Below are 15,986 nucleotides of genomic sequence, written 5' to 3' on the forward strand. Positions count from 1 at the left end.
AACCCCCAATCGTCCACGATGGCGCTGAAACAGCGTCCACGATCAGACTGAAACGCCGTCCACGACTACGTTGAAATCCCGTCCACCATCAACCTGAAATGCCGTCCACGATGGGCTGAAATACGCACTTGATGTGCTTAGGCCACTGGGCCTGTCGTTCCAAGACGTGGAGTTGCGTAACGTGACATTGGACGTATGGAACCTCTACAGACCAGAAAAATATGAAGTGGACCAAGATGCGTTCAAGGCGGCACTAGCTAGCAAAAAATTCTCGTAAAGTCAAATTTCATAATGATGCTTTGGACAGGTTTAGCGAATATGTGAACTTCACGTCCTAGAGGAAAGTTGGTGTTTTCAACTCCTTAAGGACAGCGTATGCGACAAAATTCCTGCATCAAAGTGCGGCACGGCTTCGTAGATTCCGATGTGGTTGGGCTGAGCGGCGAGAAGCGCGGCGTTGATCGACCAACTTGGCAGCGAACTGAGTCGATGGGTGAACCGCAGTTCATCCGGCTTTCACAACTGCTTGAACTGCTTCCCGTCTCTGCTTCTTCTGTTTGGCGGTGGGTTAGAAGCGGCCGAATCCGGGCCATCAAGCTAGGTCCACGCATCACCGTTTTTTCTCGCGAAGAGGTGATGGAAGTCTTCTTCTCGGAGGCTGCGCTATGAACACCGCCCAAATCCGTATTCCATCGCTATCTGGAGGCGCATCCGAAATGTTGGGTTGGGGTCCAGATACCTCCCCCCAATTTGACGGCGATGACTATGAGGATGCACCTGACGAGTCAGGTGAAGACCAAAGCCTCTGGTTCACAAGCGAACCTGACAATCCAAACTTGCTTTACTTTCGAGGCATTCGAAAAGACGGTCCTGATCGACTCGCAAAGAGAGGGGCCCCTGAACATGGCTCAGAGGAAGAATCGAGCGCAGTAGATGAGCTGGAACCACAACCCATGTTGCCTATCCCCCATGGAGTGACGCCCGACATTCCATGCATTACTTCTGATGATTTTGCAGAAGTGGTGCCAGTGCGATGGTTGATCTACGAACTGATGGCCGTGATGGCTGTCGTCCTCTGGTGGGGGGCTCCTCAGTCTGGCAAGACGTTCGCATTGATCAACATACTGTTTTGTGTGGCACTCGGCTTGCCCTGGGCCGGTCGTGTGGTTGAGCGGGGCAACGTTCTGTATGTGTGCCTAGAAGGTCACACAGGCTTCAAGGTGCGAGTTCGTGTTGCGGAGGCGGAGCGTGGTGTATCGCTTGGCGATCGTGCTCAGTTCGTGGATTGGCCTGTAAACCTTATGCGGTTAGAGCACATTCATGCACTTGCAAAGGTGGCAAGGAAGTACCGCATCAAGCTGATCATCATTGACACGCTCTCGGCATCCATTGCAGGAGAGGGCGATGACAGTAGCAACAAAGACATGGCGCGACTGATTCATCATGCGAGTTTGCTCGCGAGAATGACCGGTGCAACCGTATTGATCACCCACCATACCGGGCGCGACCCCAACGCGTCCATGGAGCGCGGTGCTTCAACCCTGAGGGCCAACGTTGACACCTCAGTCAAGGTTGCAAAGCTCGACAATCAGCACCACTGGGAGGTCGTCAAGTCCAGGGATGGCCCGCCGGGGATTTGTGGGAAGTTTGAACTCGTGCCCTATGAGTATTCGACGAACGATGGGGAAATTATTAGCTCCGTTGTGGTGCGTCACCTGGAATCAGACGGTGTCGTTCATCGGCTCAAGAAGACTGTGCCCCAGGGCAATCAGGCAACAGTTCTCGCCTTCCTTGAGCAGGAGCTTGTGGCTGGGCCGACGGCTGAAGGTGTACCAGAGCCCTCTCCCTCAATTGGTCACGAGGAGGCGATACACAGGTGCAGCGCATTGTTCGCATCGAGTGAACCTAAACACCGCCGCACTCGGGCAAAGGAGACTTTGAGTTCGCTGGTCCGCAATGGTCACCTGCTTGAATCCGAAGACCTGCGTCTGTCGCTTCCTTCGAAGTGATAGTCCACCCGCCCGGTCCGCAATCTCTAGAGGTGCGGTTCGGGCGGGCACGTTCACTACCTACCAATGAAAAATCATGGATACAGGCGTGCCTGATGGTCCACAAAGAAGGCGTCAAAATGAACTACGAAACTCCAGAATTGTTTCTTGAAAAGCTAGCCCTCAGAGGAGGGACCCACACATACACGGAGTTTGCTCAGTACTTCGGATGGGATGTGCCGAAGCCCTCACAGTGGAAGTCATCCAAGATCGGCATGCGCATCGCTGAAATCACTGAAGAGGATGCCAGATTTGGTCGCCCTTTCAGGTCGGCTGTGCTGGTGCGGGTAAAGGAGCAGACCCCGGGACGGGGGTTCTTTGCCACCTACAACCGCACACGAGCCGTGGACGTGATCTCTGAAGAAGAGCGCGATGAGGCGTGGAAAGAAGAGCGCCGGAGGGCGGCTACGTACCCTTGGTGGACCGTCTCAGGCCTCAATGTCGAAAGGTTCTAATTTCCAGCCGTAGTTCAACCGGCTGGGGTGTCGCGGATGCCCGTTCACGGTCATTGAGCCGAAGCGCCGCCATTGGGGCTTGTGCTTGGCCAGCCTTTCATACAGGTCATCCCGGGCCTTGAGGAAGAAGCCGTGGTGCAGAACCGAGGCGCCCCAGGCCGCCCAGATGGTGGGCTTCTTCAGCGCAGCCACAACGCCTTCGATGGCATCCAGATTCTTGGCAAATGCGGCCGGATTGGCCTTGGCCGGAAGATGGCGGTAGTCGGTGGCGCGAACCGGGTACAGGTTGAGCATGACAAAGCCGTCAAAGCCCTCCTGCTGTGCAACCCGCTCGGCACGGGTCACCGTGGGATCGCCCTTTTCCTGGGTGGCTGTGCTGGGGTTCAAGCCGATGATGACAAGGGGTCTTTTGCCGGCTTTTCCAAGCGTGTAGCGCCATTGGTCCTTGTTGTCGCTTGAGTAGATGTCGTACATGCCGGGGCGTCCTTTTGTGAGGGGCGAAAGCCGAATATATGAATTAGTGTTTATGTGAAATAAAGCATAACACCGAGAGTCGGCGGGGTGAAAACCATGGCCCAACTGTTCGGTGAGCGCGTGCGTGCAATGCGTCTCGCGCAGGGCCTGAGCCAGGTCGAGTTCGGTGAGAAGTGCGGCTTCTACCAGACCTATCTGAGTCGGGTAGAGCGGGGGCAGGCGAACCCCACGCTCAACGCCATGGAAGTGATCGCCAATGCCCTCGGGGTCACTGTCTTCGACATGTTCGATGCCATGCGATCAGCAAGCACTGAACCTGAAACCGCCTGACGTTTCGCGTCAAGGACTCAGCCCAGCTGCTCAAACAGGTGCCTTGAGCGCCAAGAAAACCAGATCGCAGCCTTGACCCTCAAGGTCACGCAGCGCGTGTCTGGAGTGCTCAAGCGAGCACGAAAACCTCTGCTGAAAATCCGTTTTGGGGCTCCATTGCAAGTGGATTCCAGGATGGGGGTTTTCAGTTTCTCCGGTGCTCATATTTTCATTGCTATCAATAGCGTAGCGTTTGAGCCAATGAAATCAGATGATGCGGAGTCAAGAAAATACATGCTATTAAATATATAGCAAACTATCTACTGGATTTGGGGGGAGTAAAGAATCGCCTTATTCCATGCGGGTTCCAGAGGGGTCCGAGGTCACTTTCCCACAAATTTGACAGTTCCTCGATCATGGGTTTTGCAAGTGGATTGCAGGCAACCCCAGAACGGGCCTTGCGGAGTGTTTGGTTTTCACAGGAGCACAGGAGTTATGGCAACTCTAGATATTGAAGAGGTCAAGCGGGCCGTCGAAAGCGGGCAAGCGGCGGGCGAAGAGGTCGGTGTGAGTTGGCTGCAGCGACGGTTTCGCCTTGGCTTTGGGACAGCCACAGCCCTTAAGTCGCAACTGATCGAACTGGGCGTGGTGTTTCTCCCCATTGGTGGTAATGGACCAGAGCACCCGGGTGTGCAAGCTGGGCCAGAAGCTTGAGGAGCGTGCAATGACGAAGACAAAAGAACTTGGCGCACTTGCGGTAGCCAATATTTCCAAACGCGGCATCAACTTCGTCGGGGGTGTCCGGGGCCTGGGCTTGAACGTGACCATGTACGGCTCTCGCAGTTGGGTCTTGCGGTACCAGGTCGGCAAAAAGCGCCGGGACATGGGGTTGGGTTCCTACCCTTCGGTCACGCTGGCTGAGGCCAGGGAGAGGGCGCGAGCAGCGCGGTCCAAGCTGAGCCTGGGGATAGACCCCATAGAGGACAGCCGGGCCCTGCGCAGCAAGCTGCTGGCCGATCAGAGTACCGCCATCACCTTTGATGAAGCGGCCAAGAAATACGTTGAAGCTCAGGAGCATGGTTGGAAGAACGCCAAACACGCTCAGCAGTGGCGCAACACCATCGAAACTTACGCCACCCCGGTCATGGGCAAGATGCTCATTCGAGACATCGGGCTGCCTCAGGTCCTTCAAGTCTTGGAGCCGATCTGGCGAGAAAAGACAGAGACCGCGAGCCGACTGCGCGGGCGCATGGACTCTGTGTTCGATTGGGCCATTGCCCGGGGTTACCGAACCCAGCTCAGTCCTGCGCGCTGGAAAGGGCTGCTGGACAAGCTGCTGCCCGCTCCGGGGAAAGTTGCCAAGGTGGGTCACCACCCTGCGCTGCCCTATGCGCAGTTGCCCGATTTCATGATGGCGCTTCGTACCCACGAGGGGGTGGGCAGCGCAGCGCTTCAGTTCTTGATCCTGACCGCATGCCGGTCTGGTGAGGTCAGGGGTGCGCGATGGTCAGAGTTCGACATGAAGGCTGGCGTATGGACCGTCCCTGCTGAGCGCATGAAGGCCGGCAAAGAACATCGTGTCGCTCTGTCTCCGGCGGCCGTCGCCATCATTGAACACCAGCGCTTGAACCGCTTCAGTGATCTCGTGTTCCCAAGTCCGAACCGATCAAAGAGCGATCCATCGGAGGCCGGCATGTTGTCGGACATGACGCTGAGTGCTGTCTTGCGTCGCATGAAGGTGGCGGCCGTACCGCACGGCTTCCGATCCACTTTCCGGGACTGGTGCGCGGAGCAAACCGACTATCCGAACGAAGTGGCCGAGATGGCACTTGCCCATGCGGTACCGAACAAAGTCGAGGCGGCCTATCGGCGCGGCGACTTGCTCCAGAAGCGTCACCGACTGATGGAGGACTGGGCCATGTTCGTGATGGGGTACTTGGCCAACAACGGGGAGGCAGTTCATGGATGAAGACTTCGACGGCGACTGGTCGGACCTGGTCTTTGGGCTGGTTGGGATCGTGTGGTTCGTGGTGATGGTCGTCCTGATTTGGACCTTCGTCAAAGCCTTCTGCCTCTCTGTCCTTGGAATGGATGAGGCGAAGGATGACCGCTGATCTACTTTGGGAAACCGCGTCACTCAAAGGTGGGACGGGGTTGGCAGTCGATCCATGCCGAGTCGTTCCGCGCGGGGCTCCCGTGGCGGCGTTGAGCTGCATTGTTCTCCGGGTCCAAGCCCGTTCCATCGATCGCTCAACTGGATTCGATGCAGGTCCAGGGGCGCAGGGTGCGTCATTGACTGATGGTCTATCACCGGTGCCCGGGTGGATCACAAATTGTTTTGCCATAGGGCGCCGCCGCCATGTGGCTGCATCAACGAACTCGAAATAAAGGACTGTGAGAAATGAAAAATTCGCTGAAGAGCACGGCGGTGAAGGTGCTGAACTGGCACATCAATATGTACAACACCGGTCTGAAAGGTCGGCTGAAACTGATTGGTTTGTGGACACTCCCGTTCTTGATGAGCGGACTGATCGCTGTAGAACCTGAAAGGCGGGTGGAGGTGTCTTCTGGACAGGCGGTCATCCACAAGAGGGTTCAGTCTTGGGCCGCGTTGGACTATGTGGCGATGAAGGTATTGAACGATGTCTATGAGGTAGCGCGGTCGAATCCCGAAGTGAAGCAGGTGCGCGTGTCACTGACGATGAGCAAAGCGGGGCTGTCCGACGAGTACGGCAACCCGGCACAAGAGGACATCCACATGGGTGATCTGACCTGGGACGCCGAAGACCTGCAGGAGGCGCGTCGATACCAGGATCGAAGCCTCTACAGCGTGCACGAAACCCGCAATGCGCTCTATCGCCACCACATCCAGGGCATGCGGGGCGGGCATCTGTTGAAAGACTGAGTGCTCGGAAATGGCGGGTCCTTCGCGAAGCGTTCTGATACCCGCCCGACCCGGTTCTCTTAGGGGGACGGGTCGGGCGGGTGTTGCTACGCGACGTACTCTCCTTGTGGCGCTTTGGGCATTGGGGCTGGCATGGATGGGGGGAGCTATCGCCAGCACCGCCGGTTGCTACGCGATTGCAGATCGGGACGCACGTGGTTACTGTCTAGCGGGGGTGAGTCGGAACTCTGGGCGCTGCTATTCGGTCCGGGAGCACGACAAACGCAAGCTGTGTCTGGCCACGTTGAAGGGGCAGCGCAGCTACTGCCATGCGATCAAAGACGGTGATACGCGGAGGCAGTGTTTGACTGTAGTGAAATGAGGGGTCGAGGTTCGATGCGGCAATGGTGCGAGATCATTTATGGTCAGTCAGTGGTGCCCCGCCTTTGCGGTGAACGTCTGATGAAGCTCATACATTGACGGCGCATGCTTGCCGCAAATTTCAGGGGAACACGATGAGAGTCGATTTGGTTGTACCGTTCAAAGAGAAGGACAAGGCAAAGGCCTTGGGCGCGAGATGGGACAAAGCTCGCATGGTCTGGTACGTGCAGGACTCGGTCGACCTGAGTCGATTTGAACGCTGGCTTCCGGGGCTTGCTGAATTCAATCGAAAAGGGAGAGAGGCTGACCAACTGAGCGAGTCCCGCATGCCGATGCAACCCACGCATTCGGCGTCAAACGTCCAGACAGTTGTGTCAGATTGCGGTTGTGATGCGCTGCCGTGGGAGCACTGCGAGCACACTAGCAGAAGTTAACGCTATGCGTTTTCCAATCAACCTGCTGCTCTCTTAAAAGTAACACAACTAGCATTTGCCATCGGACAAGAGATACGGAGCTAGATGTTTGTAGACATTAATGGCGATTGCGTCGCTAAGAGAAAGTGCGTCAATGTCCCTTTTGGTGGACAGACCTCAGTCCGTGGAGCCTTCGCCTTGCCCGCTACCCGATTTGGTACCTTGAGCTACACGCCGGTACATCCCAATATCACTGATCTCACGAGCAGCAAACTCCGTGAGGTTGTTTCGCGCCACGCTTCCTGGTCTGATGTCCAACGACTCCAGCAAGTTTAGTATTTCTCTCTTGGAAGCCTTTATGGATAAAAAATAGGCTTTCAACGCTTCTGCATTCATGGCCATCAATTCATCTGGTTTTTTCGTCAAATCAAGGCGCTTCTGTTCGACCACAGCCTTTATGAGATCGCGGCGTTTTAGCTTCGATAGTCCAGAGATCTTGAATGCCGGCATCAGTTCACCGACTTCAGCAGTTGTAAGATCACTTCCATCAAGCCCTGCAATTGTGCCTTCCACGCCCAACCACTCGATCAGTTTTTCCAAGTCAATCATCATGGGCACACCTGCATGAATTCTTTAGTCAGAGCTCTGAACTGAGCCGCTTGTTTGACTGCATTCGCCCCTTGGACATCAAACACCGGTTGCCGATTGGCAGCTGCGATTCTCAAACCGTCACCTTCAGTGACGTAGTTGGTGAAGATCTTTCCGGAGCGTCGGAGGCGGTTGTATTCAAGTTGCTCGCTCTGCTTCAATCCCTCTCCATATTCCCTTGCCATCATTCCCATAGAACCGGAGAATTGAGTGTTACGGTAATCATCTTCGACATCAAGAGATCGCCTGATCATCGAAATGTCGTTGTTCACATTCGAGATTTCACCGATAACGGTTGCGACGCCGATTGATGACTGTCTATCCAGCTTGACAGGTGACACGCAATGGTCGGCGACATAAATGATTGATCGCATAACGTCCGAAACTTCTGGATGTGAATCGATCAGTACATAGTCGTAATTTTTACTTAACCCACTCAGCACGAAGCTAATAGTCTTCATGTGCGACAGAAGCGACATGTTGTTCGCTCGAATGTTGTTGGTGCTCGGCAGTTTGTCAACGGATACAGTGGATAAACGAGGATCTGCTGGTATCAAGTCGATTTGACCATTGCACGGAAGGACATCGATTTCTGTCGTTTGGGGCGAAGCGCTGTACAGTTGCTGAAATTTGTTGAACAGCGTCGTCCCTGTCGGCGCCTCACTGCCGAATCCTTCGATTAGCTTGGGAAAGAACCGGCCTGATATGCCTCCGCGCTGATAGTCTGCATCAATGACTAGTACACGCTTGCCTTCATAACGGCCTAGCGCAATAGCAATGTGATAGCAAGCAGTCGTCTTTCCGACACCACCTTTTTCGCTGATGAATCCAACAACTGTAGCCATTCGCAAGTTCCTTATTTCCCTGAATACATCTCAGTTAGCATAGGTCTGGACGTGCTTCACCAATGTTTTGGCGATCATTTCCCCTAACCGCACCGGTACTGCATTACCGATTAGGCGTCCCATCTTACTAAACTTGATGGATGCGCCCTCTGGAGCAAACGCATAGGTTTTGGGGAAGGTTTGGAGCATAGCTGCCTCCCTCAATGAGATGGCGCGATCTTGATCTGGGTGCCCAAAGCGACCATTTCCATACCCGAAACACTGTGTGGTGATCGTTGGGGCTGGCCGATCCCACTCCATCCTCCCATAGACACTTGGATAGGTTGCTCCTGTAGTCTTCTGGTGGCAGGTTGCCTGCAATTCCAACGGCCAATCACGCCAAGTTCCCCCAGGGCGGGATGCTTTGATGCGGGACATATTTAAGGCGCTCAATGAGGGGGCCATGTGCAACTCGTCGTCAGGATGGCTTTCACCCGCTCGGATGGCTGGCAACGCGCCGATCACTTGGCGGACCGTGGAGTTCTGAGCTGCCTCCTTCGTCAATGCCAGGCCTTTGCTCCCCAGTCGCGAAGCAAGGAGCACGAGCCGCTTCCGCGTTTGGGGTACACCTATCGACGTGCATTCGACGACAGCCCACCACTTCTTGTAGCCAGCTAAATTCTTGAGTAGCTGTTCGAAGACCGGATGGTCGGCAAGTTGCGGCACGTTCTCCATTGTCACGAGATCAGGTTTGAGCTTCTTTACCAAGCGCCCGAAGGCAGACACCAAAGGCCACTGGGATTCGTATTCGCTGTTGCGTCCGCTTCGGCTGTACGTGGAAAAAGGCTGACAAGGCGCACAGCCGGCCAACAGGGTTACATCCGCACCGGCGAAATACGGAACGATCTGTACCGCCGTTAAATTCGCGACATCGCACTCCACGAAGGCCGCCGCGTTGTTGGCCTCGAAGGGGTATCTGCAACCCGCATCAATGTCGAAGCCCGCTGTGATGTCTATGCCTCCTCGCACCAAACCGTGCGTGAGTCCTCCAACACCGCAGAACAGATCCACGCCGACGATCTTCGGCGTGCGCTTGTGGGATGTAGTTGATTTGCGTGTCATGCAGGCCTCCGTTCGGGAAGCAAATACTCGAAGCTGTCGAGATACGCGTTGAAGCAGCCAACGACCTCACGCAAATAGTCCACCGTTTTGTCCTTAAGATCGACCAGCCGTGCGACGGTCACATCCTCAGCACATTGAGCAAAAGAAATGGAGCCGTGTGCTAGTCGATTCCGCAGTTGCCTCACGAGTTCCAGTGGCCCCAAGTCATCCTGGAACCGACGCTTAATTGCGCTATACACCGGAGCGCTCACGACCAGTTGGAAGCCGAGGCGCTTACTGATTGCTTCGATGGACTGATCATCCCAATTACCACCACCTCCCTTGTCGATAGTGAACTCCGCAACAGGCAGCGCAGCGACCAAGTGATCGCAAAGGCGCAGTGCGCTCTCCAGTCGATGATCGGCGTTGAGTTCTTCATTCGTCCGCGCTATCACCCGAACCCATTCACGTCGAAGCGACTGGCTCAGATCACTAGGCATCCACCGATTGCTTTCCTTTGCGGCTTCGGTAACAGCCTCAAGGCACCGCGACATGGTTGATTCGACTAGGTTGTACAGTTGCAAGTACACGCTGGAATAGAGAATGCGTTGCTGCTGCGCGGTGATCGGATGCTCAGCGCCTTCCAGCTTGGGTGGTCCGTGCTGAGCCCTCAGCTCTATCGCTGAGAGGAATTCCAGGTAGGCCTCCACCTCACCGAGTCGCTCCTGAAAGCCGGAAACGAGCGCACTCATTTCACGCTCCCAGGAGTTTGTCGCGAACAAACCCAGTGCGTTCCCGGAGGCGCGCGATGGCGTTCGCTCCATCCGAGCCCGTTACCTTTATAAAGTTGTCGTCGTTTAGCCATGGAAGAACATCAGCAACAGCTTCATGGGCCAGGGACGGCCGCTCGATCAGGGCCAGACGCGAACCAACGGCGATGGCCTCGAACCGAGCCCTGGGCGTCGCTTTGCCATTTCCATTTCGCCTGAATCCGTATGGGAATGTCCGCTCAATGAATTCAAGCGTTTCATGGAATTGTGCTTGGTACCGGTCCAGCAACGCTGGATCTTCAGTCGCCCGTACGTTCATCTGTTTCACGTATTTGAAAATGAACTCCGACGGACGATCTTTGTATCCATCCAAACCATCGCTGTAAGCGAAGAACCGCGCAACCAATTCTTCGCGTTCCCGTTCGTCCAACTCCTTCTTTGAAACTGGCGCTAGTGCTTCAAATTTAGCTACGAGTGCGAGTTTAACGATCAAGTCCATGAAGGGGCCTGCAAGTGCCCCTCTACGTACTTCGGCTTTGTTTGCAATTTTGCTGCCCGTGTTGATCCGTTCAAACATGTCGAAGCGGGCCTGCTCATCTGCATGTTCATTTAGCACGATCCCACGGATGGATCGGTTGTTGATCTTTCGTTGCCTGGATTCGGGCAGGTCCGAGAACTTGAACCCCGACAAAGCCGTCAAGCCCTCCAATTCACCGAGTCTGAGGTCACCGAGCACGAACTCCTCAATCGATCGAAGCCGCTGGGAACCATCGACGATCTCAAGCTTGCCGTTCGGCATCTCCCAGAAGAAGAGGAAGGGGATCGGTAAACCCAGCAATAGTGACTCAATGAATCGCGACCTTCGATCCCCCTCCCAAGTGTAAGCGCGCTGATAGGGCGGCACGACGAACTCGCCCTTCCTCATCTTGCTGGCGAGGAGTTCCACAGAGTATTCAGTTAAGTAGAACTCGATCCGCTTAGATAATTCGACGATCTGCGCTTCTGCCAGATCAATATCGGCCGCCGTCTTGGCCTGGATTTCTTTCAGTTTCTTCATACGTTGTTGTCACACTGTTTTGCATGGGTGCGCTTCAAGGTCATGCCTAATTCCACTAATCGTCGAACAGCTTCAGGACGTGTCGGAAGATCCTCCTGCGCCTTTCTCCATGAATCGATTGCATCAAGCTGAGGAGCCTGAAATCGGGTTCCAACGAGAGTGCCTGTGGTGGAAGCTCTTCGCTTCGGCTGTTCGTCAATCATGATAGGAAAGTCAAGTTTTCACGTTAACACGATACCATGAAATCCTTGACAAGTTAATACTGGTCAGACAGCGACTGCCCTTTCTTACGCTGACCGACTGGGGTTCTGTCTTCGCGTTGGATTCTTGTCGCCTCCAATCGAATCAATCCTGTCTTATGCCCTTACCACCGGTACATCCTCCAGCCGCGTCGTGTACTGCGGTGTCCGCCGCTCCTGCTTCATCCCCCATTCCCTTTTTGGCCCTGTCTGCCCCGTCGCCGCCGAGTGCACCGTTCCTTTGCCGTAACGCCCGTTGAGAGCGTCCATCGCCGTCATCAGTCTAGAGCGGTCGCGTGAGGTGGTGATGTCTTCACGCGCAGCAGGTTCAAGGTCCAGCTCCCGCTGCAGGATGTTCGCCGGTTGCAAGTCCATCAGCATCACGCCAGCCTTGATGAATCGAAAGCCCGGCACGTACATGTAGCGCATGCCATCCGCCGCAGCCTGAGCCAGCGCCAGGGTGTCGTCGGTGGGTCGTCGCAGGGGTACCACCACGCTGCGTGAGCATTGCGCCCCTGGGCGGTGTGGCGAGGTGTGCATGAAGACCAGCAGCTCGGTTGCGAGGCTGTGCTGCTTGCGCAGCTTCTCGGCTGCCCGCCCGGCAAATTCGGTCACGGCTTCAACCAGCGGCCCCAGCTCGTGTATGGGCTTTCCGAAAGAACGGGTGCATGCGATCTGCTGTTTGGGACCCGGGGCATCGTCCAGCTCAATGCAGGTCATCCCTTGAAGTTCTCGGACGGTTTTCTCCAGCGTGACACTCCAACCTCGGCGAGCTGTGGCCGGGTCCATGCGGGTGAGGTCCAGTACGGACTTGATGCCACCGTCCTGCAGCTGTTTGGCAATACGGGGGCCCACACCCCAGACTTCGCCAACACCGGTGGCAGCGAGTACATCATCCAGGTCCTGGGCCGGCAAGGCCGCGAGGTTGCAAATCTGCGCCAGTTCCTGGGGGTAGCTGCCGGGCTTGCGCTCAGCCGTCTTGCCGATGTGGTTCGCCAGCTTGGCCAAGGTCTTGGTGGGGGCGATGCCGATGCAGGTGGGGATACCGGTCCATTGAAGAATGCGACTGCGGATTTTGTGTGACCGACCCACCAAGTCACCGCACACCCCCTGCAGGCCAATGAAGCTCTCGTCGATGGAGTAGATCTCCTGGGTCGGACCGAGTCCGGCAGCCAGGCTCATCATGCGGTCGCTCATGTCGCCGTAGAGCGTGAAGTTGGCCGACAGGGCCACCAGCCCGGCATCCTGCTCCAGGTGCCGAATCTGGAACCAGGGTGCGCCCATCTTGATGCCCAGTTCCTTGGCCTCGTTGCTTCGCGCAATGGCGCAGCCGTCGTTGTTGGAGAGTACGACCACGGGCCGGCCGCTCAGGCTGGGCCGGAACACCCGCTCACAACTGACGTAGAAGTTGTTTCCATCGACCAGGGCGTACATGGCCGTGTCCTTTGCATCCGCGATTCGCTTAGACAGTGAAGCGCTTGATGCAGGAAGAAACAACACCCCAGACTTCGACGGTCTGGCCCTCTTTGGGCACGATGTCTGGGAAAGTCGGGTTGGCGGCTTTGAGGCGCATGCGCCCCGCACGCTGGTGCAGCGTCTTGACGGTGAACTCACCATCGACCACCGCCACCACCACATGGCCGTGTTGGGGCTTGATGGCCCGGTCCACCACCAGGGTGTCGCCATCATCAATACCAGCTTCTCGCATGGAGGACCCGGCAACGCGAAGTAGGAAGGTGGCCTGGGGATGGGTGACCAGGATTTGTGTGAGGTCCAGTCGATTGACAACGAAATCCTCAGCCGGCGATGGGAACCCTGCCCGAACATGCCCTTCGGACATAGGCAGCACCAGCGGGGTGGCCGCCAGTGGCTGGGGCGCGGAGCTGGTAGAAATACTGTGCATTTGTCCAGTATAAGGCTGAGACCCGTTTCCGACCAGAATGTCCCTATGTGCTCCAACTACGACGCTTGCACCAAGCCAGAACGCCTGCGCATGTACTTTGGGGTGGAGCCGCCGCCCCGCATCAAGTCCCAAGTCTGGCCGCTCTATGAAGCGCCCTTCATCCGCCGGCACCCGCACAAGGACGTTGGGGATGATGCGGTGCCAGCCAGGGAGGCAGTGGCGGGGCTGTTCGGCCTGATCCCACACTGGGCAGGAGAAATGACCTTCGGCCGGCGTACCTACAACGCACGCTCCGAGACAGTGGCCGAAAAGCCCAGTTTCCGGGATGCCTGGCGCAACGGACTGCATTGCATCGTGCCGGTCGAGTGCATCTATGAACCGGACTGGCGCGGGGGCAAAGCGATGCCCACGCGCATCCAGCGCAAGGACGGCAAACCCATAGGTATCGCAGGTCTGTGGACCAGCAACACCAAGGCGACTGGCGATGAGGTGTTCAGCTTCACGATGCTCACGGTCAACGCCGATGACCACGCACTGTTCAAGCACTTCCACAAACCCGGCGACGAGAAGCGCATGGTGGTGATCCTGAGGGAGGATCAGTATGACGAGTGGCTGGATGCCCCAGCCAGCCGTTCGATGGATTTCATGCGGCAATTTCCGGCTGAACTGCTGATGGCGACCGCTGAACCGGATAGAGGGAAGAAGACCCGTTGACGCCTAGCTGCAGGCTAGTTTCGCGATGATTTCGGGTTGTGGTGGACGTGCGAGTAGGGCATGTGTCCACAAGGTGTCACAACGTGCCACCGCTAACGATGGGTAGTGTGATGGGTAGGAAATGAAAACGGGCCGCGAGGGCCCGTTGTTCATAGTCTGTTGGCGGAGAAAGAGGGATTCGAACCCTCGGTACTGTATAAACAGTACGCCGGATTTCGAATCCGGTGCATTCGACCACTCTGCCATCTCTCCGCGTCGAAGCCCTCCATTCTAGCAGCAGCTTCAGGGCTCTTTTTCTGCGTTCACAACGCTGGACGCGGTGCAACAATCCAGGCACCCATGCTCGTCGATACCCAGCCCGCCACCTACCAGCACGTGCCCGCCACCGCCGAGGTGCGCGACCAATGGGTGAACTCACAACTCATCGGCGTGCTGATGGACAACGTGCTGTCTTCGTTGGCTGCGGCGGCGTTGGCGGTTCCCGTGTTGGTCTTGTTGATGTATTTCGGACACGTACCCGTCATGGCCCTGGCGGGCTGGGCGGGTCTGATGGCCCTCATTCTGGTGTTGCGATACCGGATGCTGGGCATCTACCGCCTGCGCTACGACAGCAGCGAAGGTCCTCACCGCATGGCCTTCGTGAAACGCTACCAATGGACCTGGGTGGCGGTCGCTTTGATCTGGGGTTCCTTGGTGCTCCTGAGTTATGGCCGATCAGACATGGGGACCCAGTTTGTCTGCGGCGTGGTGGTGCTGGGGCAGGGTTTGCTGGCCCTGGTGGCGGTCAGTGCCTACCAGCCGATTTTTCGGCGTTACGCCCACAGCCTTGTGCTGTCGGTGATGGTTGGCGTGATATTCAACACCTTTGTCAATGGTTACACCACCGACTCCCTTCGCATGGCGGGGGGAGCGTTGGTGCTGTTGATGGTGTTCTGGTGGATGCTGACAATGGCTGGCAAACGCCTGCATCAGGTGTACCGCGCCAGTTTCGAGTTGCAATTCTCCAACGAAGAACTGATCGATTCGCTGACCCAGCAGACTCGCGCTTCGTTGCGCGCGGTCGCCACAAAAAACCGCTTTCTGGCTTCGGCTGCGCACGATCTCCGTCAACCGGTGCACGCGTTGAGCCTGTATGCCGACTGGCTGGCCACCGAGCCAGAGATGGCGCGCGACATTTCACCGCGCATCCTGCAATCCACCCGTGCGATCAATGAGCTGTTTGACTCTCTGTTCGATTTAACGCGCATCGACGCCGGCAACTACAAGGTGCGCCTGCAGCATGTGGATGTGGGGCAGCTGTTTGCCGACCTCGCACTGCAATTTGAGCCGGTGGCATCGGGCAAATCGCTCAAGCTCAAGACCCACACCCGACCGACGAACATCTGGGCCGACCCGGTGGTGATGCGCCGGATCTTGGGCAACCTGCTGTCCAACGCGCTACGACACACGTCCCAAGGGGGGGTGTTGCTCGGGCTGCGTCACCGCGACGACATGATGGTGTTTGAGGTCTGGGACACCGGCGTGGGCATTGCGCGCGAGCACCAGCAGGCGATCTTCCAGGAGTTCTTCCGGGTGTCACAGCACCAGGGCACCGAAGACAGCTTGGGCCTGGGGCTGACCATCGTGTCCAAGTTGACCACCATGATGGGCTACCAGTTAGCGCTGTCGTCCGTGGCCAACCGGGGCAGTGTGTTTCGGGTGATGCTACCGTCCTACACGCAGAAACACCTTGTGCCGGACGTCGCGACCTGAGAGCTCCGCAGCGC

Annotated in this window: 18 protein-coding genes and 1 tRNA gene; 10 read left to right on the forward strand and 9 right to left on the reverse strand. The window is 56.6% G+C overall.

The annotated features are described in order from the left end of the window. Positions 1-375 precede the first annotated feature (375 nt). The 3 genes from B0E41_RS26630 (at position 376) to B0E41_RS14090 (ending at position 2,503) form a co-directional block, all read left to right on the forward strand. Positions 376-669, forward strand: coding sequence for a helix-turn-helix domain-containing protein (locus tag B0E41_RS26630; protein WP_143433838.1), 294 nt, complete (start codon positions 376-378; stop codon positions 667-669). Beyond that, a complete protein-coding gene (locus tag B0E41_RS14085; protein WP_077331790.1) occupies positions 666-2,009 on the forward strand; it encodes an AAA family ATPase in 1,344 nt (447 codons plus the stop codon). The genes B0E41_RS26630 and B0E41_RS14085 overlap by 4 nt, the downstream gene beginning before the upstream one ends. Positions 2,010-2,104: 95 nt before the next feature. After that, entirely contained in the window at positions 2,105-2,503 is a 399-nt protein-coding gene (locus tag B0E41_RS14090) for a hypothetical protein (RefSeq protein WP_077331791.1), read from the forward strand. Here B0E41_RS14090 and B0E41_RS14095 read toward each other — a convergent pair. Next, a complete protein-coding gene (locus tag B0E41_RS14095; protein ID WP_077331792.1) occupies positions 2,477-2,977 on the reverse strand; it encodes a DUF1643 domain-containing protein in 501 nt (166 codons plus the stop codon). The genes B0E41_RS14090 and B0E41_RS14095 overlap by 27 nt on opposite strands. 96 nt (positions 2,978-3,073) lie before the next feature. Here B0E41_RS14095 and B0E41_RS14100 point away from each other — a divergent pair, with 96 nt between their 5' ends. The 5 genes from B0E41_RS14100 (at position 3,074) to B0E41_RS27580 (ending at position 6,985) form a co-directional block, all read left to right on the forward strand. Further along, complete coding sequence (locus B0E41_RS14100; RefSeq protein ID WP_077331793.1) at positions 3,074-3,307, forward strand: helix-turn-helix transcriptional regulator; 234 nt, start codon at positions 3,074-3,076, stop codon at positions 3,305-3,307. 649 nt (positions 3,308-3,956) lie between these two features. Further along, the gene (locus B0E41_RS14105) at positions 3,957-5,255 is read left to right on the forward strand and encodes a site-specific integrase (RefSeq protein WP_253194851.1); all 1,299 of its coding nucleotides are present in this window, start codon (positions 3,957-3,959) and stop codon (positions 5,253-5,255) included. Next, on the forward strand, positions 5,248-5,400 hold the full coding sequence (locus B0E41_RS27135) for a hypothetical protein (protein WP_171984767.1): 153 nt from the start codon (positions 5,248-5,250) through the stop codon (positions 5,398-5,400). The genes B0E41_RS14105 and B0E41_RS27135 overlap by 8 nt, the downstream gene beginning before the upstream one ends. Positions 5,401-5,687: 287 nt before the next feature. Further along, entirely contained in the window at positions 5,688-6,191 is a 504-nt protein-coding gene (locus B0E41_RS14110; RefSeq protein WP_077331794.1) for a hypothetical protein, read from the forward strand. A gap of 494 nt (positions 6,192-6,685) precedes the next feature. Beyond that, on the forward strand, positions 6,686-6,985 hold the full coding sequence (locus tag B0E41_RS27580) for a DUF5710 domain-containing protein (RefSeq protein WP_253194853.1): 300 nt from the start codon (positions 6,686-6,688) through the stop codon (positions 6,983-6,985). Positions 6,986-7,141: 156 nt separating this feature from the next. Here B0E41_RS27580 and B0E41_RS14115 read toward each other — a convergent pair whose 3' ends face one another. From B0E41_RS14115 to umuD, 7 genes are all read right to left on the reverse strand, one after another. After that, entirely contained in the window at positions 7,142-7,576 is a 435-nt protein-coding gene (locus B0E41_RS14115) for a hypothetical protein (protein ID WP_216350762.1), read from the reverse strand. Then, on the reverse strand, positions 7,573-8,457 hold the full coding sequence (locus tag B0E41_RS14120; protein ID WP_077331795.1) for a ParA family protein: 885 nt from the start codon (positions 8,455-8,457) through the stop codon (positions 7,573-7,575). The genes B0E41_RS14115 and B0E41_RS14120 overlap by 4 nt, the downstream gene beginning before the upstream one ends. A 30-nt stretch (positions 8,458-8,487) precedes the next feature. Then, positions 8,488-9,558, reverse strand: a complete 1,071-nt coding sequence (locus B0E41_RS14125; protein WP_077331796.1) for a DNA cytosine methyltransferase — start codon at positions 9,556-9,558, stop codon at positions 8,488-8,490. Further along, positions 9,555-10,289, reverse strand: coding sequence for an MAE_28990/MAE_18760 family HEPN-like nuclease (locus B0E41_RS14130; RefSeq protein ID WP_077331797.1), 735 nt, complete (start codon positions 10,287-10,289; stop codon positions 9,555-9,557). Before B0E41_RS14130 ends, B0E41_RS14125 begins: the two co-directional genes overlap by 4 nt. Before the next feature lies 1 nt (position 10,290). After that, positions 10,291-11,364, reverse strand: a complete 1,074-nt coding sequence (locus B0E41_RS14135; protein ID WP_077331798.1) for a DUF262 domain-containing protein — start codon at positions 11,362-11,364, stop codon at positions 10,291-10,293. 356 nt (positions 11,365-11,720) lie between these two features. Then, complete coding sequence (locus tag B0E41_RS14145; RefSeq protein ID WP_077331800.1) at positions 11,721-13,037, reverse strand: Y-family DNA polymerase; 1,317 nt, start codon at positions 13,035-13,037, stop codon at positions 11,721-11,723. 28 nt (positions 13,038-13,065) lie between these two features. Continuing rightward, positions 13,066-13,506, reverse strand: coding sequence for a translesion error-prone DNA polymerase V autoproteolytic subunit (gene umuD, locus B0E41_RS14150; protein ID WP_077331801.1), 441 nt, complete (start codon positions 13,504-13,506; stop codon positions 13,066-13,068). Between the two features lie 45 nt (positions 13,507-13,551). Between umuD and B0E41_RS14155 the strand changes: the two genes are divergently transcribed. Further along, positions 13,552-14,220: an SOS response-associated peptidase gene (locus tag B0E41_RS14155; protein WP_077331802.1), complete on the forward strand. Its 669-nt coding sequence runs from the start codon at positions 13,552-13,554 to the stop codon at positions 14,218-14,220. Between the two features lie 160 nt (positions 14,221-14,380). On the opposite strand, the gene B0E41_RS14160 is transcribed toward B0E41_RS14155, so the two are convergent. Then, positions 14,381-14,472 (reverse strand) — tRNA-Ser (locus B0E41_RS14160). An 87-nt stretch (positions 14,473-14,559) separates the two neighbouring features. Between B0E41_RS14160 and B0E41_RS14165 the strand changes: the two genes are divergently transcribed. Continuing rightward, positions 14,560-15,972, forward strand: a complete 1,413-nt coding sequence (locus B0E41_RS14165) for a HAMP domain-containing sensor histidine kinase (RefSeq protein WP_077331803.1) — start codon at positions 14,560-14,562, stop codon at positions 15,970-15,972. The last annotated feature ends 14 nt before the right edge of the window (positions 15,973-15,986 follow it).

The sequence above is a fragment of the Hydrogenophaga sp. A37 genome (assembly GCF_002001205.1).
Classification (GTDB): Bacteria; Pseudomonadota; Gammaproteobacteria; order Burkholderiales; family Burkholderiaceae_C; genus Hydrogenophaga.